Below are 24,208 nucleotides of genomic sequence, written 5' to 3'. Positions count from 1 at the left end.
CAGGGCTCCGGCCCCCATTCGGCGGGTTTTGGCGCGATCTGGAGGTTTGAACCCCTCCAATCTGCCGAAAAAGCGGGCTGTCTCCAGTCCTGATGAAAAAGATCGCAGACCTATACTTCCATCGTCCAATGAATAATGGCACCCTCTGCATGCCGAAATGTTATGGATGGAGTTGGAATGGCGCGTATCAATTCGCGGCAGGTGGAGGCCTTCCGCGCGATGATGCTGACCGGCAGCGTGACGGAGGCGGCGGCGCTAATGAAGGTGACGCAGCCGGCCGTCAGCCGGTTGCTGCGCGACCTCCAGGCGCTGCTGAAGATGGAGCTGTTCGAACGGCGCGGCACCGGCCTGGTGCCGACCGCCGCGGCGATGGCGCTCTACACCGAGGTCGAGCGCTCCTTCGTCGGCCTCGAACGCATCACTGCGGCAGCAGAAGAAATCCGGGGACGCCGCACCGGCTCGCTACGCATCGCGGCACTGCCGGCGCTGTCGAACGGCTATCTGCCGCGGCTCACCGGTCACTTTCTGAAGGAGCGGCCAAACCTCAACCTCGCCTTCTTCGGTGTCATCTCGCCCATCGTGGTTGACTGGGTGCTGAACAATCAATGTGACGTCGGCTTTGCCGAGGTGCCGATCGCGCATTCCGGTCTGCCGAGCCAGAGACTGCCGGCGCCGGCGCGCGTCGCAGTGCTGCCGACCGGTCATCGCCTCGCGGAGAAGGAAGTCCTGGAGCCGCGCGATTTCGAGGGCGAGACCTTCATCTCGCTGTCGGCGGGATCGTCGAGTCGGCATCTCGTCGACCAGGTCTTCCACCGCCACGATGTCCGCCGCGTGCTGCGCGTTGAGACCACGCTGTCGGAAATCATGTGCGGCATGGTGTCGTCAGGCCTCGGCGTCGCGATCTGCGATCCCTTCACGGCGCAGGAATTTGCAACGCGCGGCGTCGTCGTGCGCCGCTTCCTGCCGCGCATCGATTTCGAATTCTCCGCGGTCTTTCCGGCGCAGCGCAGCCCGTCCCCGGTGGCGCTGGACCTAGTCGAGACCATGCGCAAGGCGCTGGTGGAGTTCGAGGACGACGAAGCCGGGGTCAGCCGTTGAACGCGGCCTGCGCCTCCGGCAGATCCCAGATCTTGCCGATCGCGGCGGTGCCGGCCGCCGTAATCGCGGCTTCATCCGCGCCGAGATAGCGTCCCTCATCGACCAGGACCCGGCCATCGACCATGACCTGATCGATATTGGCGCGGTTGGCGAGTGCGATCAGCGCGCGGCGCGGGTCGAACAGCGGCTGCAGATGCGGATGGGTGAGATCGACCACCGTGAGATCGGCGGTCGCGCCCGGCTCGATGCGGCCGAGATCGGGCCGCTTGATCACGTCGGCGGCGACCGTCGTGTTCGCCTCGATCAGTTCGGGTGAGTTCGCGACGTCAGGGCGCGCCGAAATGATCTTGGAGATCAGCGACGCCGCATTGAGCTCGCCGAGCACGTCCATGTTGTAGCCGTCGGTGCCGACCACGGTGCGCACGCCGTGCTCGGCGAAGCGGCTGAACGCTGCGGTGATGCCGGCACGCGCGAACACGCGCGGGCAGTTCAAGACGGTCATGCCGCGCGCGGCCATCAGCCTGAGATCGTCGTCGCTCGAGAACATGCAATGCGCCGCCATCAGATCGGGCGCGAGCAGGCCGAGCCAGTCCAGGTATTGTGCCGGCGTGCGGCCGCCATAGCGCTTGCCGATGGTCTCGACCTCGGCGCGGCTCTGCGCCATGTGCGTGGTGATGGGAACGCCGAGCTCGCGCGCCCGCGTGGCGCAGGCTTTCAAGAGATCGGGGCCGCAGGTGTCGGTCGCATGCGGGCTCATGGCGAGGTTGATGCGGCCGTCGCCGCGACTATTCCAGCGCTGATAGAGCGCGTCCCACGTCGCCATATCGGCAGCGCCGTCATCGCCGGAATATTGGACCACACCGTCAGGCCCGGCCTTGGCGTCGGAGGTCGAGAACAGATAGGGCGCGCCGTAGAAGCGAATGCCCATCTCCTCCGCCGCGTCGAACATCTCGGGGATCGCGTTGCGGAACGGCTCCATCACCGTGGTGGCCCCGCCCTTGAGCAGCTGGAGGATGCCGAGCCGCGCCACCGCAAGGCGCTCTTCCGCCGACAGGATATCGGCGCCGCGCTTGGTCAGCGGCAGCAGCACCGTGTAGACGATGCTCTGGTTGTTCTTGCGGCCGTTGCCGTCCTCGGTGTGGCTGCGCGCCACCGCTTCCGAGAAGCAATGATTGTGCAGGTTGAGCAGGCCCGGCAGGACGAAGCGGCCTGGGCGATCATAGACCTGATCGGCGCGCGGCTTGTCGCGCGTGATCGCCGCAATCTTCTTGCCTTCGATCAGAACCCAGCGGTCGCGCAGCACGTCCTGCGCGCCGTCTTTGCGTGACAGCACATAGCTGCCGAAGATTGCTGTGGTGCTCATGCGGGGCGTACGTTCCAGAACACGGCGGTGCCGTCGAGAATGCCGGTGATGGCCTTGCGGTAGGCCGTCGGCTGCTTGTACAGGCCGATCGGAATATAGGGGATTTCCTCGAACGCCACCCTCTGGACTTCGCGGCAGATGCGCTGCTGTTCGGCGAGTTCGGAGGCCGCCAGCCATTGGCTGCGCAAGGGTCCCATCTTCTCGCTCGCATACCAGCCGGCAACCTTGCCTTCGCCGCGAATGTTGGTGTTGCCGGCCGGGTTGAGCCAGTCGATACCCTGCCAGTTGCCGACCGCGGCGCTCCAGCCGCCCTGCGGCAGCGGATCCTTCTTCAGCTGGCGCTGCAGCACCACGGCGAAATCGAGGCCGGCATATTCGACGTTCATGCCGGCCTTGCGCAACGAATCCACCGCGATCTCGCCGAGCGGCTTCTGCGCCAGCGAGTTGGTCGGAACGAGCAGCACGATCTTCTCGCCGTTATAGCCGGCGGCTTTCAGGTCGGCCTTCACCTTGGCGTAGTCGCGCGGGCCGCGGAACACGTCGAGGCCGACCTCATTTGCCATCGGGGTGCCGGGTGCGAAATAGCCGACCGGTGAGACCTGGAACGCCGGATCGGTGCCGGCGACGGCGGTCATGAATGCGGACTGGTCGATCGCACCCAGGAGCGCGCGGCGGATAGCGGGATTGTCGAACGGCGGCTGCAGGTGGTTGAGGCGCAGCATGCAGGCGTAGCCTCGGGGATCGAGGATGCGCGTCTCGATATCGCCGGCCGCCTTGATCACCGGAAGCAGATCGTGCGGCGTAGTCTCCTGCCAATCCTGCTCGCCGGTCTGGAGCGCGGCGACGCCGGTGCCGGCATCGGGCGTCGTGGTCCAGACCACGCGATCGTAGTGCACGATCTTCGGCCCCGCAGTCCAATCCGGCTTGCCGTCGGTGCGCGGCTGATAGCGCTCGAACTTGGCATAGGCATTGCGCGCGCCCTGCACGCGCTCGTCGGCGAGATAGCGGAACGGACCGCTGCCGATCACCTCGGTGAGCGGCTTGAACGGATCCTGGCTCGCCAGCCGCTCCGGCATCATGAAGCAGGCATTGATCGCTGCCTTGCCGAGCGCCTGCGGCAGCAGCGGAAAAGGACGCTTCAGACGGAAGCGGATGGTGCGGTCGTCGGCAGCCGAGAGCTCGGCGGTCGCCTCCATCAGCTCGCCGCCAAAGCCGTCGCGCGCGGCCCAGCGACGGATGCTGGCGACGCAATCGCGCGCCAGCACGCGTTCGCCATCGTGCCAGAACAGACCATCGCGAAGCGTGAGGTCCCACTGCAGCTGGTCGGCGGAGATGGCGTGGCCCGACAGCATCTGCGGCGAGACCTGGAGCGAGGAGCTCATGCCGTAGAGCGTATCGTAAACCATGAAGCCGTGGTTTCGCGACACCTGCGCCGTCGAATAGATGGGATCGACGAAGGCGAGATCGATGACGGGGATGAAGCGCAGCGTGGATTGCGATTCAGCGCGGACGATGCCCGGCAGCGACAGCGCCGGCAGCGCCGCGCCGGCCTTGAGGAGCGAACGGCGGGAGATGGACATTAGCGGTGACCCGCTTCGTGGCGCAGGAAGTTTTTCGCGATGTTCTCGCCGGTGGTGATCCAGACATCCGGGCACGATTTTGCGTAGGTCAGGAATTCGCGCAGCAGCCGCAGCCGCATCGGGCGGCCGCTGCATTGCGGATGCAGCACGGTTGTCACCATCGCGCCCCAGTCGCGGACCTCATCCAGCTCGTCCTTCCACATCGAGAGCACGTGTTCCCTAGGGAAGATCGAGCGCGGACTGAAGCGCGCCGACAGGCCGTGCATCCAGTCGTCATAGCTCGCGGTCACCGGCAGCTCGATTGTGCCGGGCTTGCCGTCGGCGAGGCGATGGCGATAGGGCCTGACGTCGTCGCGGAACGAAGACGTGTAGACGATGCCGTGACGCACCAGCGCGACGCGCAGTTCCTCCGTGAACTCGCCATAGGGCGCGCGATAGCCGGTCGGCTTGAGGCCGAGCCGGCGCTTCAGCGCCTCGAAGCCGCGCTCCAGCTCCTCCTCGATCCAGGGATCGCCGGGGTCGGGCAGCAGATGGTGATAGCCGTGATGTCCGATCTCGTGACCGGCCTTCAAGATGGATTCCGCCATCGCCGGATGCGCGTCGACCGACCACCCCGTGACGAAGAACGTCGCCTTGAGATCGAGCTGGTCGAGCAGCTCCAGGAGCTTCGGCGTGCCGACGCGCGCCTCGTAGCCGCCATAGCTCATGGTGATGAGCCGCTGCGCATGACCTGCGTCCTTGCTGGTCCAGGCACTCTCGGCGTCCACGTCGAACGACAGGAACATCGCGGATGTGTACGGCTTCGGCCACGGATATTCCGGCGCGGGATCCGCGGTGTTGGCCGGAACGAGCGGAATGCTCTGGAGTGCCTTACTGTCCAGCATTGATGGTCGCCTTCTCGATTGCGTTGTCGCTCAATTTCCACTTCGCCAGCAGCGTCTTGTAGGTGCCGTCCGCGATCAGCGCGTCGACGGCTTCCAGCATTGCCTGCTGCAATGCCTTCTCCTTCACCGGCAGAGCAATGCCGGTAAATTGCTGTGCGATGGGCGCGCCCACGGTCGCATAGGTGTTGGGCTCGAGGTCCATGATGTAGGGCAGCGTCTCGTTGCCCTGGGCGGCGGCATCGATGCGGCCTTGCCTCAGCTGGGTGCGCGCATCGGCCGAGCCGTCGGTGCCGACGAACTGGATCGGAGAGCTGCCGCAATTCTTCTCGCTCCACGCCGCAATCTGGGCCGGGAACATGGTGCGTCGGCTGGCGCCGACCTTCTTGCCGCACAGCGACGTCGCATCCTTGAATTCCGCCTTGCGTGACGCCTGCACGAAGAACTGCGGGCCGCTGCGCAAATAATCGACGAAGGTCGCGACCTCGTGCCGGCTCGCATAGTCGGTGAAGCCGGACAGGATGGCATCCACCCGCCCGGTCGAGATCGAGGGCATGAACTCGGCAAAGCTGGTCTCGGTCCACTCGATCTTGAGGCCGAGCTTGCGGCCGATGGCCTCGCCGAGATCGACGTCGAAGCCGGAGAGCGCGTTGGTGGCGGGATCGCGGAACTCCATCGGCGGATAGTTCGGCACGATCGCCACTTTGAGGCTGCCGCGCTTTGCGACGTCAGGCGGCAATTCGGCCGCCATTGCCGACGCGCTCATGGCGCCTAGGAACGCCGCCGCAAGCAAGAATCTCTTCATCACCATACCCCCTCGTTTCAGATCACTGCCGAAAGAAATGCCTTGGTGCGCTCCTCGCGCGGCGCGCCCAACACGTCGGAGGCCCGGCCCTGCTCGACGATCGCGCCCTGGTCCATGTAGACGACGCGGTCGGCGACCTCGCGGGCGAAGCCGAGCTCGTGCGTCACCACCATCATGGTCATGCCGCTTCGCGCCAGCTCCTTCATGACCGCGAGCACCTCGCCGACCAGCTCGGGATCGAGTGCGCTGGTGGGCTCGTCGAACAACATCAGCATCGGCTTCATGGCGAGCGCCCGCGCGATCGCGACGCGCTGCTGCTGGCCGCCGGAGAGCTGCGCCGGATACCAGTCGGCCTTGGCCGACAATCCGACGCGCCGAAGCAGCTCGGTCGCCTCGGCGCGCACCTCATCCGGCTTGCGCCCCTGCACCTGGGTCGGACCTTCCGTGATGTTCTCCAGCGCGGTCTTGTGCGGAAACAGGTTGAAGCGCTGGAATACCATGCCGGTCTTGAGCCGCTGCCGCCCGATTTCGCGCTCGCTCAGGCGATGGAGTTTCCCGCCTTGCTCGCGCACTCCGAGCAGTTCGCCGTCGAGCCAGATGCCGCCGGCATCGATCGTGGCGAGCTGATTGATGCAGCGGAGCAGCGTGGTCTTGCCGGAGCCGGAGGCGCCGATCAGGCACATCACCTCGCCGGGCCAGACGTCGAGCGAGACGTTCTTGAGAGCCTGAAACTCTCCAAAGTTCTTGGCTACGGAGCGGATCGCGACGAGCGGCTTTGTCATCGCGCCAGCCGCAATGTGCCGCGTGCAAAGCGGCGTTCGAGCAACATCTGGAGCGGTGTCAGGATCGAGACCGCGAGCAGGTACCAGAGCCCGGCGACGATCAGCAGCTCGATGACGCGGGAGTTGGCGTAGTAAATGTTCTCGGCATTGTGCAGCAGCTCCGGATACTGGATCACGCTGGCGAGCGAGGTCGCCTTCACCATGCCGATGAACTCGTTGCCGAGCGGCGGGATCACCACGCGCATCGCCTGCGGCAGCACGATGCGGCGCAGCGCGCGCAGCCGTCCCATACCGATCGCCTGCGCCGCCTCATATTGCCCGATATCGACCGACAGCATGCCGGCGCGCATCACTTCGGAGGTGTAGGCGCCCTGGTTGATGCCGAGCCCGAGCAGCGCGGCAAGGAACGGCGTCATGACATCGACGGCGCGTGCAGACCACAGGCCGGGGATACCGATGGTCGGAAACACCAGCGCGAGATTGAACCACAACAGCAGCTGCAGGATCAGTGGCGTGCCGCGGAACAGCCAGGTGTAGCCGGCGGCGACCGACTTCAGCACCGGATTGGGCGACAGCCGCATGATCGCGACGACGATGCCAAGGAAGATGCCGAGCATCATCGCCAGCACCGCCATCACCATGGTGTTGACGATGCCTTCGAGGATGACCTTTGCGGTCAGGAAGCGGCTGACATAGGACCATTCGATCTGGCCGTTCGCAAAGGCGCGCGCGATCGCCGCCAGCACGAGGACGATCAGGGCCGCGCTGATCCAGCGAAACCAGTGCGGCTCGCGCGCGATCCGCATGCCCGACAGATCGGGAAATCCTTGCGCGAGTGCCGGCGCCTGCTTCATTGCGGCGCCGCGTTCAGCATGGGCTGGGCGACTGCATTGGTCCCCAAGCCCCATTTGTCGAGAATGGCCTTGTACGAGCCGTCAGCGATCATCGTCGCGAGTTTCTCCGTCACGACCTCACGCAAGGCCGCATCGTCCTTGCGGAACATGATGCCCTGATAGCCCCTGGCAAAGGGCTCGCCGACGATGCGATACTTGCCGGGCTCCTGTTGCTGCGCATAAGGCAACGTCTCGCTGCCCTGCACGGCGGCGTCGATGCGGCCCTGCTTGAGCTGGTTGCGGACGTCGATGGAATTCTCGCCCGGAACGTACTGGATTGCGGGCTTGCCGGCCGGCTCGCAATTCTGCTTGCTCCACTTCTCGATCTCGACCGGGAAGCTGGTGCTGCGGGTGGTGCCGACCTTCTTGCCGCAGAGATCGGTGGCGTCCTTGGCCGCGCTGTCCGCCGTCACGAAGAACTGCGGTCCGGTTGCGAGGTAATCGACGAAATCCGCGGTCTCGCGCCGCGAGGCACGATCGGAGATGCCGGAAATGATGAAGTCGGCGCGCTTGGTCTGGAGCGAGGGGATCAGCTCGGCGAACGGCGTCTCGCTCCAGACAATCTTGAGGTCGCCAAGCCGCTTGGCGAGCTCTTTCGCCAGATCGATGTCGAGCCCGACCAGCTCGTTGGTTGCGGGATCGCGATATTCCATCGGCGCGTAGGTGGAGTTGACCGTGAGCTTCAGCGTGCCGGCCTGCTTGATCTCCGCCGGCAGCTCGGCGGCTCGCGCCGACGTCGCCGCGGCCAGCGCTGCGCAGGCAAGCAAATACGAGAGGCGTGTCATGTCAGCTCCTTTTGCCAATGCTGCGACCGGCCGTTGGTCAATCCGCGTCGAGAACGGCCGGCTCGATGATTCCGGCACGCTCGGTGATCACCCTGTATTGGTCGGGCCGCCGGTGGGCGGCGAAGTTGAACATCTTGTCCTTGCCCTGGCGGCAGAGGTCGAGATCGATGTCGGCGACGATCACCTCGTCGGCCAGCGTCTGCGCCTGCGCGACGATGCGGCCGTTGGGATCAACGATGCAGGAGCCGCCGATCAGGCCGGAGCCGTCCTCCTCGCCCGCCTTCGCCACCGAAATCGCCCAGGTCGCGTTCATGTAGGCGTTGGCCTGCGTCACCAGCGTCGAGTGGAAGGTGCGCAAGGCTCCGTCCTCGGTCGTGCCGCCGTTGGGATCGTAGGCCGCCGAATTGTAGCCGATGCAGACGAGCTCGACTCCTTGCAGACCGAGCACGCGCCAGGATTCCGGCCAGCGACGATCATTGCAGATCATCATGCCCATGATGGCATGGGCCCAGGACGAGCCAGCGCGGAAGGCGGGAAAGCCGAGGTCGCCATATTCGAAGTAGCGCTTCTCGAGTTGCTGGTAGCGCGCGCCCGGGCGCGGCTCGACCGAGCCCGGCAGATGCACCTTGCGATAGCGGCCGAGAACCTCGCCGTCGCGATCGACCAGGATGGAGCAATTGTAGCGCCGCCCCTCCGGCGTCAGCTCGGCATAGCCGACATAGAAGCCGACGCGCAGCGCACGTGCGCGATCGAATAGCTTTGCCACCGCGGGGTTCGGCATGCTGCGCTCGAAATACCGGTCGAGGGCCTCGCCTTCGAGCAGCCAGCGCGGGAAGAAGGTGGTGAAGGCGAGCTCCGGAAACACCACAAGGCTCGCACCCCGACCGGCCGCCTCCTCCAGCATGTCGAGCATCCGCGACAACGTGTGTTCGCGCGTATCGGCTTTTTGCGTCGGCCCCATCTGAGCGGCTGCGGCGCGAAGGACACGAACCAAGATTGCCTCCAATCTGTGCGCAGTGCTGCCTCAATGGGCGAACGAACCCTTTGATGCGACGTGCAAATCCGCTGCCATTACGGGCGAGCGGTGCTGCAAAATCAATTCGCGTTGCTATGATGTTTTGGCCCTGACTATAATCGGCAGTGATATGAACCTGCGTCAGCTCGAGATCCTTCGCGCCGTGATCCGCCACCGCACCACGGTGGCGGCGGCGGACGAGCTGGCGCTGTCGCAGCCGGCGGTCAGCAACGCGCTGAAGACGATGGAGGCGCAGGCGGGCTTTGCGCTGTTCGAGCGCGTCAACAACCGGCTGTTTCCGACCGCCGAAGCGATGGCGCTCTACAAGGAGAGCGAGGCGATCTTCGCGCTGCACGCCAAGCTCGAGAACCGCATGCGCGATTTGCGCGAGAACCGGTCCGGGCATCTCGCCATCGTGGCGACGCCGCCGCTCGCGTACAGCATCATTCCGTCCGCGCTGTCGGGCTTCCTGCGCCGCCGCCCGGAGACGCGGGTGTTCTTCGATGTACGGCGCTATGAGGGCATCATCGAGGGTGTGCTGAGCCGCGTCGCCGAGCTCGGCTTCGCGCTCGGCCTCACGCATCATCCCGGCATCGCGCATGAGGTGGTGCACACCGGCGAGATGGTCTGCGTGCTGCCGCCACAGCATCCACTCGCCGACCGGCCGATGATCTCCGCTTCCGATCTCTCCGGCCTACCCTTCATCGGGCTCGAACGCGGCACGCGGCTCGGCGAAGCCGTGCGCGACAGCTTTGCCCGCGCCGGCGCGCCGTTCCGGCCGACGGTCGAGGTGCGCTACTGCAACACGGCCTGCGTGCTGGCCGCCGCCGGCGTCGGCGCGGCGGTGGTCGATCCTTTCTCGCCGCGGCAGAACGGCGGCAGCGGCCTCGTCGTCCGTCCGTTCACGCCGACGACGCAGGCGGTCGCCTATATGCTATGGTCTGAAGCCGAGCCGCTGTCGCGTCTGGCCAAGGCCTTTCTCAACGAGATCCGCAAGGAGAGCGCTCTGCTCGAGCGCACAGCGCCGCACCAGCAACATGGGGCAGAAAGAGGCTGAGCTTCGCAACCTTTTGACCGGGAGGCCCATGGCACGCATCACCATCATCGAGACCGGAGAGGTGCCGCAAAAATACCGCGAGCGCCACGGTTCGTTTCCGGACATGTTCGCGCGCATGATCCGCGCCGAGGAGCCGGCCGCGACGATCGAGGTCGTCAGCATCCCCAGCGGCGATGCGCTGCCCGATCCGAGCAAGCTCGAGGCCATCCTCATTACCGGCGCGGCGGCCGGGGTCTATGACGGGCTCGACTGGATCGCGCCGCTGGAAGATTTCGTGCGAACGGCTTACGCCAACAAGACACCGATGGTCGGTGTCTGCTTTGGCCACCAGCTGATCGCGCAGGCGCTCGGCGGCACCGTGCGCAAATCGGAGCATGGCTGGGGCATCGGCCGGCATGTCTATCAGGTGCTGCCGGAGAACGGCGTCATCGACGGTGAAGCGGTTGCGATCGCCGCCTCGCATCAGGACCAGGTGATCGAGCCGCCAAGCGATGCGCTGACGATCCTCTCCTCCGAATTCACCCCGCATGCCGGCCTGCTCTATGCCAATGGCGCGACGCTGACAGTGCAGCCGCATCCGGAATTCGATGTCGGGTTCGCGCAAGTGTGCTGCGATCTGCGCGATGGCAAGGCACCTGAGGATGTCGTTGCCACGGCGAGGGCGTCGCTGGCGGAGCCGATGGACAATGCGAAGCTCGGCGGGGCGATTACGCGGTTTCTGGCTAAGCGCACCTGACTACGAAGCTCGAGACGCACTCGTCTTCCCTTCTCCCCTTGCGGGAGATGGTGGCGCGAAGCGCCGGATGAGGGGTTCTATCCATTCGCCGGACTGCTCGTGAGGAGAGAGACCCCTCACCCGCCGAGCTTCGCTCGGCACCCTCTCCCACAAGGGGAGAGGGTGAAGCAGCGCCGCTGGTAGAATTCAGAACGGCTCGCTTCCCAGCCCGGGCACATCGGCCGGTCGCGGGCCCGGTGCCGCCCAGTGAAACCGGCGGTGCTTCTCCGCAATGGCGATGTCGTTGATCGAGGCCTCGCGCCGCTTCATCAGGCCGTGCTTGTCGAACTCCCATTGCTCGTTGCCGTAGGAGCGGTACCACTGGCCGCTTGCATCGTGCCATTCGTACTGGAAGCGCACCGCGATGCGGTTGCCGTCGAAGGCCCAGAGGTCCTTGATCAGGCGGTAATCCTGCTCCTTCTCCCATTTGCGGGTGAGGAAGGCGACGATGGCCTCGCGGCCCTGAAAAACTTCCGAACGGTTGCGCCAGCGGCTGTCCTCGGTATAGGCGAGCGAGACCCGCACCGGATCGCGTGAATTCCAGGCGTCCTCGGCCATGCGGGCTTTTTGCGCGGCGGTCTCGCGGGTGAAGGGTGGAAGCGGCGGGCGCGACATGATGACCTCATCGGTTGATCGTGTCAGCGAATGTATCGTCGCAATTGGCGGAGTCGATAGGCCATCCGCTATCGAGCGATCACGAAACCAGATCGGCCTTCATCAGTTGGCGGATCGATTTCGGGATCGGCTGGGCGCGGCCGCCGCTGATGAAGGCAACGCGGACCTCGGCTTTCACCAGCACGTCATCACCGCGCCGCACCTCCTGCGCCAGCATGATGGATGCCCCCTTCACCGCGACCGGCCAGGTCACGACGTCGAGCACGTCGTCCATTCGCGCGGGCTTCAGGAAGTCCAGATGCATCGAGCGCACCACGAAGGCGAAGCCCGCGCCGTCCGTCTCGGTCTGCTCGAACAGCACCTGCTGCTCGGCACCCATCAGCCTGAGATGATTGGTGCGTCCGCGCTCCATGTAGCGCAGGTAATTGGCATGATAGACGATGCCGGAAAAATCCGTGTCCTCGTAATAGACCCGGACCTGCATGTGGTGGCGGCCGTCGCGGATCTCGCCGTCGAGATGAGCTGTCACGTCCGGAGCCTCTTCGCTGGTCGGTAACCGGCACGTTTTGCGCAAAAACAGCCGGACGCGCAAGCGTGTTAGGACACGACCGATCCTGACCTTCCCAGCGTCACCTCGACGATCTCAGGCGGCACGCCGAAGCGGAGCGGCATGATGCTGCAACCGAGGCCGCCGGACACGATGAGATCGCATTTCAGGCGGAAATGGCCATAGGCGAGACGCAGGCCGTTCCTGGGCGCGACGGCCGGTGACCAGCCGAGCAGGCGGACCTGGCCGCCATGGGTATGGCCGGACAATTGCAGCGCGACGCGCGCGGGCACGAGCGGAGCGACATTGGGCTCGTGCGCGAGCAGAATGACCGGCGCATCGTCGGTGATCTTCGCCAGCGTAGCATTGAGATCGTCGGCACCGAAGTGCGCCATGCTCCGGAAGCGCCGCGCCGGCAGGAAGGCGAGCTGATCGCCGAGGCCGGCAAGCCAGAACGGACGGCCGTCCTTGGTGAGGCGCACAGCATCGTTCTCGTAGACGGGGATGCCGGCCGCCTCCAGCGCCCGATGTGCGATGGTCGGCCCGTGCCCTGCCTGCTGCACTGTTCTGTCATCCCAATAGTCGTGGTTGCCCATGACGGCATGGACGCCGAGGGGCGCCTTCAGGCGCCCCAATACCCTTGCCCATTCGCTCGACGGAATGAAGCGCGTGACATGGTGAAGGCCGGCGACATAGTCGCCGAGCAGCACGATGAGATCGGCGTTGAGCGCGTTGGTCCGGTCGACGATGCCCTCGATGCGCTCCAGCGACATCCAGGGATCGCAGGCATGGATGTCAGCGATGGCGGCAATCTTCAGCGGAAAATCCGCCGGCCACTGCCGCGGCATCGGATGATAGCGCGTGACGCGAAGGCGCAGCACCGGCTCGACACCGACGCCGTAGGCTGCGGTCGAGACGCCGAGGGCGGACAGACCGCCAATGGAACGGATAAGATGACGGCGCGTGATCATGGAAGCCCGATGATGATGCGGCGCCTTGATGATATCCGATTGGAGCGGAATTGGGGTGCGTTCGTGCAGATCGTCTGCAGGAGGTTAACGGAAATTCATCATAGGCGGAACGGCGCGAGGTTCAGCAGCTCACTCGTCGCTGTCATCCGTGCCGAACAGGCCGAACTGCGCCGCCGCATCGCGCGAGGGTTCGGCGATGCCGAGATGACGGAAGGCGTGCGAGGTCAGCAGGCGGCCGCGCGGGGTGCGCTGCAGATAGCCGCACTGGATCAGATAGGGCTCGATGATGTCCTCGATGGCGTCGCGCGGCTCCGACAAGGCCGCAGCCATGGTCTCGACGCCGACCGGTCCGCCGCCATAGTTGAGCGCGATGGTCGAGAGATAGCGCCGATCCATCGCGTCCAGCCCTGCGGCATCGACCTCGAGCGCGCTCAGCGCATGGTCGGCAATCTTACGGTCAATCTTGTCGGCATCGGCCGCCGAGGCGAAATCGCGCACGCGGCGGAGCAGGCGGCCGGCGATGCGCGGCGTGCCGCGGGCGCGGCGCGCGATCTCGTTGGCGCCGTCCGCACTCATGCCGACGTTGAGCACCCGCGCGCCGCGGCTGACGATGCTCTCCAACTCCTCGATCGTGTAGAAGTTGAGCCGGACCGGAATGCCAAAGCGGTCGCGCAAGGGATTGGTGAGAAGGCCGGCGCGCGTGGTGGCGCCGACCAGCGTGAATTTCGACAGCTCGATCTTGACCGAGCGCGCCGCCGGGCCCTCGCCGATGATGAGGTCGAGCTGAAAGTCCTCCATCGCGGGATAGAGCACCTCTTCCACCGCGGGGCTGAGGCGATGGATCTCGTCGATGAAGAGCACGTCGCGCTCTTCGAGATTGGTCAAGAGGGCGGCAAGATCGCCGGCCTTGGCGATCACGGGCCCCGAGGTGGCGCGGAAGCCGACGCCGAGCTCCTTCGCCACGATCTGCGCCAGCGTGGTCTTGCCGAGCCCCGGGGGACCGACGAACAGCACGTGATCCAGCGCCTCGCCGCGCTTGCGCGCCGCTTCGATGAAGATCGAGAGATTCTTGCGCGCCTGCGCCTGGCCGACGAAGTCGGACAGCGATTGCGGCCGCAGCGCGGTGTCGCCGACATCATCGCTGCGGCGCTCGGGCGAGACCATGCGGCTGGCCTTGGGGTCGCTCACTCAGCGAACTCCATCGGATCGTAGGGTGGGCAAAGGCGCACTTCGCGCCGTGCCCACCATGTCGCTGCTCGCTTTGTAGATGGTGGGCACGCTTCGCTTTGCCCACCCTACGAGACTGACCATTGAGGCACTCACTTTGCCAATTCCTTCAAACCCAATCGAATCAGCTGCGCCGTCTCGGCGCCCTCACCCGCGCTGCGCGAGGCCGATGCAATCGCCGCGGCGGCCTGCGGCTGGCCGTAGCCGAGATTGACCAGCGCAGAGATCGCATCCGCGACGGGGCGCGGCGCGCGCTGGTCGTCGACGGCGCCGGCGAGATGCACGACGGCGGGATCGACATTGGCAAAGGCCGGCGCCTTGTCCTTCAATTCGGTGACGATCCGCTCGGCGACCTTCGGGCCGACGCCGGGCGTGCGCGCCACCGCGGCCTTGTCGCGAAGCGCAATGGCATTGGCGAGATCGGCCGGCGACAGCGTGCCGAGCACGGCCAGCGCGACCTTGGCGCCGACGCCCTGCACGGTCTGGAGCAGGCGAAACCATTCGCGCTCCTGGTCGGTGCGGAAGCCGAACAGCTTGATCTGGTCCTCGCGGACATAGGTCTCGATCGACAGCACAGCGGCCTCACCCGGCGAGGGCAGATGCTGCAAGGTGCGCGAGGAGCAATGTACCTGATAGCCGACGCCGCCAACGTCGAGGATGACGAAATCCTCGCCGTAGGAATCGATCAAGCCCTTGAGCTTGCCGATCATATCCCCACCACCTTCAGCCTGAGAGCGGTGCTCTGGCGGTGATGGGCGTGGGTGATGGCGATGGCGAGCGCGTCGGCTGCGTCCGCGGACGGCGGCTCGGCCTTCGGCAGCAAGATTTTCAGCATCATCGCGATCTGTTGCTTGTCGGCGTGGCCGGCGCCGACCACGGTCTTCTTGACCTGGTTCGGCGCGTATTCGGCGACAGAGATGCCGAACATTGCCGGCGCCAGCATGGCGACGCCGCGGGCCTGGCCGAGCTTCAGCGTCGCAACGCCGTCCTTGTTGACGAAGGTCTGCTCCACCGCCGCTTCCACCGGCCGGTGATCGGACAAGACGGAAGCGAGCCCTTCATGGATCGCGAGCAGCCGGCTCGACAGCGGCAAATCGTCGGGCGGTTCCACCGAGCCGCAGGCGACGTAGATCAGGCGATTGCCCTCGGCCTCGATCACGCCCCAGCCGGTGCGGCGCAGGCCGGGGTCGATGCCGATGATGCGAACGGGGCCACGAATCGGGAGCGCAGTCATGCGCCAGTGATAGCGGCTGGCTGCCCTGGAGGAAACAGAAACAGAACGAAAGTAACAGGGGAAGTGCCGTCGAGCCCTAGCCGCCCATCTTCGCAACAAGCGCGTCCGACACCTCGAAATTGGCGTAGACGTTCTGCACGTCGTCGTGCTCGTTGAGCAGGTCCATCAGTTTCAAGAGCTTCTCGCCGGTCTCGTCGTCGACCGCAACCGTGTTCTGCGGCTTCCAGATCAGCGCGGCCTTGCGCGGCTCGCCGAACTTGGCTTCCAGCGCCTTGGCGACGTCGCGATAGCTTTCGGTCGAGGCGTAGATCTCGTGACCGTTCTCGCCCGAGACCACGTCGTCGGCGCCGGCCTCGATCGCGGCGTCCAGCACCGCATCGTCGGAGGCGACGCTGCGGTCATATTCGATGATGCCGGTGCGGTCGAACATGAAGGAGACCGAGCCGGTTTCGCCGAGATTGCCGCCGGACTTGGTGAAGAAGGAGCGGATGTCGGAGGCGGCGCGGTTGCGATTGTCGGTCAGCGCCTCGACGATGACGGCGACCCCGCCGGGGCCGTAGCCCTCGTAGCGGATCTCGTCATAGTTTTCGCCGTCGCTGCCGAGCGCCTTCTTGATGGCGCGCTCGATATTGTCCTTCGGCATGTTCTCCTGCCGCGCCGCGATCACGGCGGCACGCAGGCGGGGGTTCATGGCGGGGTCGGGAGTGCCCAGCTTGGCGGCGACGGTGATTTCCCGCGCCAGCTTGCCGAACAGTTTCGACTTCTGGGCATCCTGCCGCCCCTTGCGGTGCATGATGTTCTTGAATTGGGAATGTCCGGCCATGCGTGGTCTCGTGATGGAAGCGTGCGCCAAGGTAAATGCGGGAAGCGCGGCCTTATAGGCCGCCAACCCATCGGAATCAAAGGGCTCGGCTGCGCCTGAGGTAGCACTGTAAAGGTAGCCGCCGTAACGGCGCCTGCCTAGATGGGCACCGTTAACCCTGATTTCATTCCGGACTGCGAAAATAGCGCCCGACCGTCCCCCGACAAGAGAGACCCGATGGCGTTCGGATTATTTCGGAAGCGTCTGCCGGACACGGCCGCGCCCGCGGCAGGCCCGGAGGCTGCGCAGCCGGCCGCCCCTGCCGCCCCCGCCCCGGCCTCCGAAAGTGATTCGGCCCGGGAAATCCTGGAACTGCTGGAACTCGAGCTCGGCGCCATGATCCGCCAGCTCGAGCGCGCCGCCAATTCGGTGGCTGGCGGCGCCGAGGCGACCGCGGCGACCCTCGCTGCCATTCGCGACCGCACCGACGCCCTGACCGGCCGGACCAACGCGGCGCAATCCACCGCCTCCACCTTCGCCCATGCCGCCGACAAGTTCACCCAGTCCGCGCAAGGGATTGGCGCGCAGGTCCGGGAAGCCGGCAAGCTCGCCGACGAGGCCAGCGCCGCCGCGCAGGAAGCCCGCGCCAATGTCGACCGCCTGCGCGAATCCTCCGCCGCCATAGGCAACGTCGTCAATTTGATCGCACAGATCGCGCGGCAGACCACGCTGCTCGCGCTCAACTCGACGATCGAGGCCGCGCGCGCGGGCGCAGCCGGAAAAGGCTTTGCCGTCGTTGCCACCGAGGTCAAGGCGCTCGCGGTGCAGACCCAGAGTGCGACCGAGGAGATCACGAAGAAGATCGACGCATTGCAGCGCGACGCCGCCGGTTCGGCGGACGCCGTGCACCGCATCTCGCAGGCGATCGAGGCGATCCGTCCGGTGTTCGACACCGTCAACGGCGCGGTCGCCGAGCAGAATGCCACGACCAGCGAAGTCTCCGGCAATGCCGCCAGCGCCTCGGAGTTCATCATCTCGGTCGGCGAGAGCGCGGCCGAGATCGACGCGGCGACCAAGGCGGCCGAGACCCATGGCGAGAGCGTCGCCAGCGCCGGCAAGGCCGTCACCACCTTCGCCCAGAAGCTGAAATCGCGCTGCGCGGTGCTGCTGCGCCAGAGCGAGCACGACGACCGCCGCAAGACCGAGCGGCTGCCCTGCCACCTCAAATTCGAAACCGCGCGCGCCGTGATGCCGGTCTATGAAATCGCGATGGAAGGCGTGCTGATCGGCGGCGCGGACGCAAGCCGGCTGGCAACGCAAGCGACGATCGAAGGCAGCTTAGAGGACATCGGCGCCTGCCGCCTGCGCGTGGTCGAGCAATCCAAGGCCGGCGCCCGCGCGCAGTTCGTCGGCGCCACCGCCGCGCTCAACGAGAAGATCGAGGACAAGCTCTGGTCGATCCATGAGGAGAACACCGAGTTCGTCACCCGTGCCATGGAAGCGGGCAATGCGCTGACGCAGATATTCGAGCAGGCGGTTGCGCGCGGCGAGGTCAAGCTCGACGACCTCTTCGACACGGACTATTTGGAAATCGCCGGCACCAATCCGCAGCAATACCGCACCAAATATCTCGACTGGGCCGATCGCGCCCTGCCGCCGTTCCAGGAAGCCTTTCTGGCGCGGGAGTCGCGGATGGCGTTCTGCGCCATGGTCGACCGCAACGGCTTTTTGCCGGTGCACAACAAGATCTATTCGCACCCGCAGCGGCCGGGCGACGTCGCCTGGAACACGGCCAACAGCCGCAACCGGCGCATCTTCAACGATCCGGCGGGGCTGGCCGCCGCGCGCAACCTGCGATCGTACCTGGTCCAGAGCTATGCGCGCGACATGGGCAACGGGAACACGGTGATGATGCGGGAGATCGACGTCCCGATCCGCGTGCAGGGCCGGCACTGGGGCGGCTTCCGCACGGCCTACAAGCTGTAGCGCTCCCGCGCGTGCACGCACCTGCACGCACCTGCACTCCTGGGCAAGACGCCGGGCGCGAATCATCCTCTAAGGTCGGATCTGGAATCGGAATGCCGCCAAGGAGCCGATCAACGGCTCCGACTGGAGAGAGCCCGTACATGTCCTCTGCACAACTTGCCGTATTGGACACTGCCTCCAACCGGACGCTGGCCGAACGCCTGATCGACCAGCTCGCCGACCGCATCGGCGGTCTCGGCGTCGAGCTCGCCGACATCGCCGGCAACGTCCAGGACGTCGCCAACCGCGTCGCGAGCCAGTCGGAACGGTTTCACCATCTGCAGAAGACGGCCGAGAGGATGGTCTCTGCCAACCACGACATCGCCAACGCCTCGCAGGCGGTGCAAACCACGACGTCGGCCGCGGTCGGCGAGATCGCGCAGTCTCGCGGCGCGGTCGACACCGCGGTCAGCCACATCTCCGAGCTCGTCGCCGCGGTGGAGCGGATCGAGGCGCGCCTCAGCGCCGTCGGCGCGGCGCTGGCGCAGGTGGCGAAGGTCTCCGGCTCGATCGAGGCGATCGCCAAGCAGACCAATCTGCTCGCGCTCAACGCCACCATCGAGGCCGCGCGCGCCGGCAATGCCGGCCGCGGCTTCGCGGTGGTCGCGAGCGAGGTCAAGAGCCTCGCGGAGGCCACGCGCCAGGCCACGCATGAGATCTCCGACACGGTGCGCGATCTCGACGGCCAGATCGAAGGCCTGATCGGCGAGAGCAGCGACGCCTCGCAGCGCGCCAAGACCGCCGGCGAAGGCGCACAAGCGATCTCCGGCATCATCTCGCGGGTCCAGCAGGGCTTCGCCTCGGTCGAAGCCGAGATCGACGGCGTCGCGCGCGCGGCAACCTCCAATCTCGGCCACTGCGACACCGTGATCAGCGAGCTCAACGAGCTCGCCAAGGGCGTCGACCTCTCCTCGCGCGACCTCCGAAGCGCCGACGAGCGGGTAGCAAAGCTGCTCGACGCCTCCGAAGGCCTGATCGCGCTGATCGCCGACAGCGGCGTGGAGACGTCGGACGCGCCACTGATCCGTATCGTCGTCGACACCGCGAAGCGGATCTCGGCCGAGTTCGAAGCTGCGATCGACCGCGGCGAGATCACGCTCGACCAGCTCATGGACGAGACCTACCGCGAGATATCAGGCACCGATCCGAAGCAGTACCTGACCAACTACGTCGAGTTCACCGACCGCGTGCTGCCCGCGATCCAGGACCCGATCCAGAAGACCGATCCGCGCATCGTGTTCTGCGTCGCCTGGGCGCGGGGCGGCTACCTTCCGACCCACAATCCGAACTACCGCCTGCCGCAGGGCAAGGACCCGGTCTGGAATAACGCCAATTGCCGCAACCGCCGCCTGTTCACCGACCGCGCGGTGAAGAAGGTCGCGGCCAACACAAAACCCTTCCTGCTGCAGACCTATCGCCGCGACATGGGCGGCGGGCAGTTCGTGCTGATGAAGGACCTGTCCTCACCAATCATGATCCGCGGCAAGCACTGGGGCGCCTTCCGGATGGGCTTTCGCCAGGGCTGACGAGGACGCTCCGGCATCTTCAAAACAAAAGCTCGAAAACAACCCCATGCACAGTAGCCGGGGCGTGTGGAATCAATGGCTTGCGCCGGCAGGCCGTGGCGCGCGTTGACCCGTCGGGCAAAACAGGGGTAGAATGCTATTATTCCGAAATTGTGGGCGGTTCTCACCGCCGCCTGCCGAGCACCAAAAGCCGACTGCACTGGTGCGGCGGCCGACGTTGCCGTAGAAATGCCGCCGCGCATTCGGAGCGCGAACCCGAACACAACAAGCTGGTTTTTCGATGGCCTGTCCACCCGCCCAAATCGGCGCGCCGTTTTCCGAGATCGATACACCGGCGCTGATCATCGACCTCGACGCTTTCGAGCGCAATCTCGACACGATGGCGGCGGCGGTGAGCAAGCTCGGCGTTCGCTTGCGTCCGCATGCGAAGACCCACAAATCACCGATCATTGCGGCCAAGCAGATAGCGCGCGGCGCAATCGGCATGTGCTGCCAGAAGGTCGCCGAGGCCGAGATCCTGGTTGCGGGCGGGGTGAGCGACGTGCTCGTCAGCAACGAGGTGGTGGGCCTGCGGAAGCTGGAACGGCTCGCAGGCCTCGCGCGCCACGCACGCATCAGCGTTTGCGTGGACGATGCGATCATGGTCGAGCAACTGTCGCACGCCGCGGAGCGGGCAGGATCGCAAATCGAAGTCCTGGTCGAAATCGACGTCGGCGCCGGTCGCTGCGGCGTCAGGCCGGGGCCGGCGGCGGCCACCCTGGCGCGGCACGTGGCGGCTTCACGCTTTCTATCGTTCGGCGGCTTGCAGGCCTATCACGGCTCTGCGCAACATTTACGCACGCCGGAGGAGCGGCGCGCTGCCATCGCCGGTGCCGCGAACGCGACTGCGGAGACACTGCGCGTCCTCAAGGACGCGGGCTTTCAGTGCCGGACGATTGGAGGTGCGGGAACCGGCACATTCGAGCTCGAAGGCGCGAGCGGCATCTGGAACGAATTGCAGGCGGGCTCCTATATCTTCATGGACGCCGACTACGCCAAGAACCTCGCCGACGGCGCGCGCAACGCCAATCCGTTCGAGCATGCACTGTTCGTGATCGCGACCGTCATGAGCACCGCCGCCGGCGAACGCGCGGTCATCGATGCCGGCCACAAGGCCCTGTCGAACGACAGCGGATTTCCGGTCGTGCTCGGCCGGCCCGACCTGCGCTATCATCGGCCCTCTGACGAGCATGGCTTGCTCGATTTCGACAGCGCTTCGTCGCGACTGGCGATCGGCGACAAGGTGACGCTGATCCCCGGCCATTGCGACCCGACCGTCAATCTCTACGACTGGTATGTCGGCGTGCGCGGCTTCAACACGCCGGATTCCCGCGTGGAGGCACTTTGGCCAGTCGCGGCGCGGGGCGCGGTCACCTGAGATTGACGCGTGATTGCGCGCGACGCCGTAGCGCCCGGCCACTATCCTGTGCTGCATCTTAGAATGAATGTGGCCGACGCCATCGACGACTTGGAGACGATATCATGAGCGCAGACTCGGAAATCAAATCTGCGGGCGCCAACATTCAGGCAAGCACTATCAGCACCATTGTACTTGGCTTTGCAGCCGATCCGATGGCGCGTTGGGTTTGGCCCGATTCATCCGAATATCTCAGGATTATGCCTCAATTCGTCAAGGCATTTGGCGGACGGGCATTCGAGCATGGCACAGCTTACATCACAGAAGGGGCTCGCGCGGCCGCCCTGTGGCTGCCGCCCGGCGTCGAGCCCGATGAAACGGCCATGGACGCACTCATGGCGCAATCCCTGCGTCCGGAGATCGCCGATGATATTGGACACATGCTCCAGGGAATGGCCGAACATCATCCCCACGAGCCCCATTGGTATCTGCCTCTCATTGCCTCCGATCCGAACTGGATCGGCCAAGGTCTCGGCACATTGTTGATGAAGCACGCTCTTCGGCGATGCGACGAGGAGGGCATCGCCGCCTACCTCGAAAGTTCGAATCCGCGAAACATCTCCCTTTATGAACGCCACGGCTTCAAGATCATCGGCGAGATACAACATGGTTCTTCGCCGACGATGACACCAATGTTGCGGACAGCTTCTTGAACGGAATCCAATCTGTCGAAGAGAAGGGCTCGCAGCCGCCAATGACTGTTGACTTCCGCTTGTGGCCCAAAGCGGAGTTCCCTTGTTGCCCGTCGATGTCCGCTGCTGAGGGCAAAGTTGATATAATCGTCCGGGGACGACACCGGGTGATTTCGCTCGCGCTTCAGCTCAACCAGAATTTCGGCGTCGTCGGCTCCAGCCTTCCACCCACGCGCACCGGCGCGATCTTGAGCGCGAGCCCTGTCGCATCGTCCGTTTCCACGGCAACGCCGCTGAGCGTCGCGGCGCCTGCGGCCGGCTCGAAGCGGCCGGACGGAATTCCTGATGTGAACCTCCGCAGCGGCTCTTCCTTCTGCATGCCGATGATGGAATCGTAATCGCCGGTCATGCCGGCGTCGGTCATGTAGGCGGTGCCACCTGACAGGATCTGGTGGTCGGCGGTCGGCACATGCGTGTGCGTGCCGACGACGAGGCTGGCGCGGCCGTCGCAGAAGAAGCCGATCCCCTGCTTCTCGCTTGAAGCCTCGCAATGGAAATCGACGACGATGGCGTCGGCGGCGACGCCGAGCGGACAGGCGCCAAGCTCGCGCTCGAGCGCGGCGAAGGGATCGTCGAACGGGGTCATGAAGACGCGGCCGAGCGCGTTGACGACGAGGGCGTGCTTGCCGTTCTTGGTCTCGACCAAGGCGGCGCCGCGGCCGGGCGTGCCGCGCGGATAGTTGGCGGGGCGCACCAGGCGGTCGGCGCGCTCGATGAACACCAGCGCCTCGCGCTGGTCCCAGGAGTGATTGCCGAGCGTCACCGCGTCGGCGCCGGCCTCGAGAAACTCCTGGTAGATCGCTTCCGTGATGCCGAAGCCACCGGCCGAGTTCTCGCCGTTGACGACGACGAGATCGAGCGACCAGTCCTTGACCATGCCGGGCAGATATTCGGAGACGGCCTCGCGTCCGCTACGGCCGACGACGTCACCCACGAAGAGAATGCGCAACTTCAGAACTCCGGAAATCGAACACGTCCGATTCCGTTAGCACATAATCGAGCGCCACGTCGTGGGATAGTGCCGGAACCGCCTCGATCTCCTGCACTGCAAACGCAAGGCCGATGCCGACGATGTGCTTGGATTTGCGCAAATGCGCGAAGGTGAAATCGTAATGCCCGGCGCCATAGCCGATGCGATGGCCGAGGCGGTCGAAGGCGGCGAGCGGCGTCAGCATGATGTCGGGAATGACTTCGGCCGCAGCAGGTGAAGGTTCGGGAATGCCGAGCGGGCCGAGCATCAGGCGGTCGTTCGGATGGAAGAGACGGAAGATCAGCGACTGGCCGCGCGCGGTGACGCAGGGCAGCGCCAGCCTGGCGCCCTCTTCCGCGAGCTTTGCGAGCAGCGGCATCGGATCGATCTCGCTGCGGATCGGCGAATAGCCGGAGACGATGCTGCCGGGCAGCAGCTTGAACGGTAGCCCGCGCTTGGCGAGCTTTGCGGCGGCCGCGATGCGTTTCTTCTCGCTCAGCGCATCGCGCTTGGCGAGGGCTTTGGCACGGAGCTCGGCTTTGGAGTTGGACATGTGCTTTGGTCCCCACGTCATCACCCGCGAATGCGGGTGATCCAGTATTCCAGAGGCGGTGGTGATTCACACAAGGGCCGCGGCGTACTGGATTCCCCGCCTTCGCGGGGAATGACACCTGTTGAATTGGCCGCAGTCGTTTCAACAAGCACAAACGAAGCAAACGAAAGTGCGAAGCCGCGAACGCCGTTGAAGCACTCGATCCCGGAGTTCCCTACGAAAGTAGGTGGGCACCATATGTCCGAGCCCACGGGCCCGGCCAGGGACAGTTCCCTAAAGGATCGATAAGGCCCCGGGGATATATGGCTCCTGACGCACGTCGCAGCCTCGCGCAGGCAATGTAACAACTGTACTGACGAACCGCCAGTGCGACGAGAGTGCGGCTTCCGCTGCGCGCTTTCTTACCCTCCCCTGGAGGGGTCCGGGACGAGCGAAGCTCGCCCGTGGGTCGGCTCACATGGAGCGCAGCGAAATGTGAGACGGGGTGGGGTGATCTCTCCCCACGGGCACTGTCCGTGTGGAGAGATCACCCCACCCCGCTCGCGCTACGCGCGAT

24 protein-coding genes and 1 other RNA gene are annotated in these 24,208 nt (G+C 65.5%); 7 read left to right on the top strand and 18 right to left on the bottom strand.

Annotation, left to right across the window (positions count from 1 at the left end):
• Window positions 1-177: 177 nt before the first annotated feature.
• Window positions 178-1,098, top strand: a complete 921-nt coding sequence (locus I6F37_RS10940; RefSeq protein WP_225126351.1) for a LysR substrate-binding domain-containing protein — start codon at window positions 178-180, stop codon at window positions 1,096-1,098.
• Here I6F37_RS10940 and I6F37_RS10935 read toward each other — a convergent pair.
• Genes I6F37_RS10935 through I6F37_RS10900 form a run of 8 tightly spaced genes read right to left on the bottom strand, consistent with a single transcriptional unit; the run spans window position 1,088 to window position 9,181 of the window.
• The gene (locus I6F37_RS10935; RefSeq protein ID WP_225151198.1) at window positions 1,088-2,461 is read right to left on the bottom strand and encodes an amidohydrolase family protein; all 1,374 of its coding nucleotides are present in this window, start codon (window positions 2,459-2,461) and stop codon (window positions 1,088-1,090) included. The genes I6F37_RS10940 and I6F37_RS10935 overlap by 11 nt on opposite strands.
• Complete coding sequence (locus I6F37_RS10930) at window positions 2,458-4,041, bottom strand: ABC transporter substrate-binding protein (protein ID WP_225151196.1); 1,584 nt, start codon at window positions 4,039-4,041, stop codon at window positions 2,458-2,460. Before I6F37_RS10930 ends, I6F37_RS10935 begins: the two co-directional genes overlap by 4 nt.
• Window positions 4,041-4,925, bottom strand: coding sequence for a polysaccharide deacetylase (locus I6F37_RS10925; RefSeq protein ID WP_225151194.1), 885 nt, complete (start codon window positions 4,923-4,925; stop codon window positions 4,041-4,043). Before I6F37_RS10925 ends, I6F37_RS10930 begins: the two co-directional genes overlap by 1 nt.
• On the bottom strand, window positions 4,912-5,727 hold the full coding sequence (locus tag I6F37_RS10920) for an ABC transporter substrate-binding protein (RefSeq protein WP_225151193.1): 816 nt from the start codon (window positions 5,725-5,727) through the stop codon (window positions 4,912-4,914). Before I6F37_RS10920 ends, I6F37_RS10925 begins: the two co-directional genes overlap by 14 nt.
• 17 nt (window positions 5,728-5,744) lie before the next feature.
• Window positions 5,745-6,509 (bottom strand): amino acid ABC transporter ATP-binding protein, encoded by a 765-nt coding sequence (locus I6F37_RS10915; RefSeq protein ID WP_057028105.1) that lies wholly within the window; start codon window positions 6,507-6,509, stop codon window positions 5,745-5,747.
• Window positions 6,506-7,363, bottom strand: coding sequence for an amino acid ABC transporter permease (locus tag I6F37_RS10910; RefSeq protein WP_036021759.1), 858 nt, complete (start codon window positions 7,361-7,363; stop codon window positions 6,506-6,508). Before I6F37_RS10910 ends, I6F37_RS10915 begins: the two co-directional genes overlap by 4 nt.
• The gene (locus I6F37_RS10905; RefSeq protein ID WP_225151191.1) at window positions 7,360-8,187 is read right to left on the bottom strand and encodes an ABC transporter substrate-binding protein; all 828 of its coding nucleotides are present in this window, start codon (window positions 8,185-8,187) and stop codon (window positions 7,360-7,362) included. Before I6F37_RS10905 ends, I6F37_RS10910 begins: the two co-directional genes overlap by 4 nt.
• Before the next feature lie 37 nt (window positions 8,188-8,224).
• Window positions 8,225-9,181, bottom strand: coding sequence for an N-carbamoyl-D-amino-acid hydrolase (locus I6F37_RS10900; protein ID WP_074447730.1), 957 nt, complete (start codon window positions 9,179-9,181; stop codon window positions 8,225-8,227).
• Window positions 9,182-9,332: 151 nt separating this feature from the next.
• On the opposite strand from I6F37_RS10900, the gene I6F37_RS10895 reads away from it, so the two are divergent.
• Both I6F37_RS10895 and I6F37_RS10890 read left to right on the top strand, forming a co-directional pair.
• On the top strand, window positions 9,333-10,259 hold the full coding sequence (locus tag I6F37_RS10895) for a LysR family transcriptional regulator (RefSeq protein WP_225151189.1): 927 nt from the start codon (window positions 9,333-9,335) through the stop codon (window positions 10,257-10,259).
• A gap of 28 nt (window positions 10,260-10,287) precedes the next feature.
• Window positions 10,288-10,995 (top strand): type 1 glutamine amidotransferase, encoded by a 708-nt coding sequence (locus I6F37_RS10890; protein ID WP_225151187.1) that lies wholly within the window; start codon window positions 10,288-10,290, stop codon window positions 10,993-10,995.
• Between the two features lie 186 nt (window positions 10,996-11,181).
• Here the strand turns inward: I6F37_RS10890 and I6F37_RS10885 are convergent, their stop codons facing one another.
• The 7 genes from I6F37_RS10885 to I6F37_RS10855 all read right to left on the bottom strand — a co-directional run bounded on the left by I6F37_RS10885 (window position 11,182) and on the right by I6F37_RS10855 (window position 16,451).
• Entirely contained in the window at window positions 11,182-11,649 is a 468-nt protein-coding gene (locus I6F37_RS10885) for a nuclear transport factor 2 family protein (RefSeq protein ID WP_225151184.1), read from the bottom strand.
• A 79-nt stretch (window positions 11,650-11,728) separates the two neighbouring features.
• A complete protein-coding gene (gene ybgC / locus I6F37_RS10880; RefSeq protein ID WP_197960645.1) occupies window positions 11,729-12,178 on the bottom strand; it encodes a tol-pal system-associated acyl-CoA thioesterase in 450 nt (149 codons plus the stop codon).
• Window positions 12,179-12,246: 68 nt separating this feature from the next.
• On the bottom strand, window positions 12,247-13,167 hold the full coding sequence (locus I6F37_RS10875) for a metallophosphoesterase (RefSeq protein WP_225151182.1): 921 nt from the start codon (window positions 13,165-13,167) through the stop codon (window positions 12,247-12,249).
• Between the two features lie 129 nt (window positions 13,168-13,296).
• On the bottom strand, window positions 13,297-14,355 hold the full coding sequence (gene ruvB, locus I6F37_RS10870) for a Holliday junction branch migration DNA helicase RuvB (RefSeq protein WP_109142466.1): 1,059 nt from the start codon (window positions 14,353-14,355) through the stop codon (window positions 13,297-13,299).
• A gap of 131 nt (window positions 14,356-14,486) precedes the next feature.
• Complete coding sequence (ruvA, locus tag I6F37_RS10865) at window positions 14,487-15,104, bottom strand: Holliday junction branch migration protein RuvA (protein WP_035998377.1); 618 nt, start codon at window positions 15,102-15,104, stop codon at window positions 14,487-14,489.
• Window positions 15,101-15,628, bottom strand: coding sequence for a crossover junction endodeoxyribonuclease RuvC (ruvC, locus tag I6F37_RS10860; protein ID WP_035998374.1), 528 nt, complete (start codon window positions 15,626-15,628; stop codon window positions 15,101-15,103). Before ruvC ends, ruvA begins: the two co-directional genes overlap by 4 nt.
• 76 nt (window positions 15,629-15,704) lie before the next feature.
• A complete protein-coding gene (locus I6F37_RS10855) occupies window positions 15,705-16,451 on the bottom strand; it encodes a YebC/PmpR family DNA-binding transcriptional regulator (protein WP_035998371.1) in 747 nt (248 codons plus the stop codon).
• 216 nt (window positions 16,452-16,667) lie between these two features.
• Here I6F37_RS10855 and I6F37_RS10850 point away from each other — a divergent pair, with 216 nt between their 5' ends.
• From I6F37_RS10850 to I6F37_RS10835, 4 genes are all read left to right on the top strand, one after another.
• A complete protein-coding gene (locus I6F37_RS10850) occupies window positions 16,668-18,416 on the top strand; it encodes a methyl-accepting chemotaxis protein (protein ID WP_225151180.1) in 1,749 nt (582 codons plus the stop codon).
• A 140-nt stretch (window positions 18,417-18,556) separates the two neighbouring features.
• Entirely contained in the window at window positions 18,557-19,981 is a 1,425-nt protein-coding gene (locus tag I6F37_RS10845) for a methyl-accepting chemotaxis protein (protein ID WP_225151179.1), read from the top strand.
• Between the two features lie 280 nt (window positions 19,982-20,261).
• On the top strand, window positions 20,262-21,398 hold the full coding sequence (locus I6F37_RS10840) for a DSD1 family PLP-dependent enzyme (RefSeq protein ID WP_225151177.1): 1,137 nt from the start codon (window positions 20,262-20,264) through the stop codon (window positions 21,396-21,398).
• A gap of 104 nt (window positions 21,399-21,502) precedes the next feature.
• Window positions 21,503-22,090 carry an N-acetyltransferase gene (locus I6F37_RS10835; RefSeq protein ID WP_085971997.1) on the top strand — a complete coding sequence of 196 codons (588 nt, stop codon included), beginning with the start codon at window positions 21,503-21,505 and terminating at the stop codon, window positions 22,088-22,090.
• Between the two features lie 163 nt (window positions 22,091-22,253).
• Here the strand turns inward: I6F37_RS10835 and I6F37_RS10830 are convergent, their stop codons facing one another.
• The 3 genes from I6F37_RS10830 to ssrS all read right to left on the bottom strand — a co-directional run bounded on the left by I6F37_RS10830 (window position 22,254) and on the right by ssrS (window position 23,983).
• On the bottom strand, window positions 22,254-23,078 hold the full coding sequence (locus I6F37_RS10830; protein ID WP_035998346.1) for a TIGR00282 family metallophosphoesterase: 825 nt from the start codon (window positions 23,076-23,078) through the stop codon (window positions 22,254-22,256).
• On the bottom strand, window positions 23,056-23,652 hold the full coding sequence (locus tag I6F37_RS10825; RefSeq protein ID WP_036021727.1) for a 5-formyltetrahydrofolate cyclo-ligase: 597 nt from the start codon (window positions 23,650-23,652) through the stop codon (window positions 23,056-23,058). Before I6F37_RS10825 ends, I6F37_RS10830 begins: the two co-directional genes overlap by 23 nt.
• Before the next feature lie 170 nt (window positions 23,653-23,822).
• A non-coding RNA gene (gene ssrS, locus I6F37_RS10820) (6S RNA) lies at window positions 23,823-23,983 on the bottom strand.
• Window positions 23,984-24,208: the final 225 nt, after the last annotated feature.

Source organism: Bradyrhizobium sp. NBAIM08 (assembly GCF_020193935.1).
GTDB classification, from domain to species: Bacteria; Pseudomonadota; Alphaproteobacteria; order Rhizobiales; family Xanthobacteraceae; genus Bradyrhizobium; species Bradyrhizobium yuanmingense.
The sequence above is the reverse complement of the archived record's forward strand: the minus strand, read 5'-3'. Positions and strand labels throughout refer to the sequence as shown.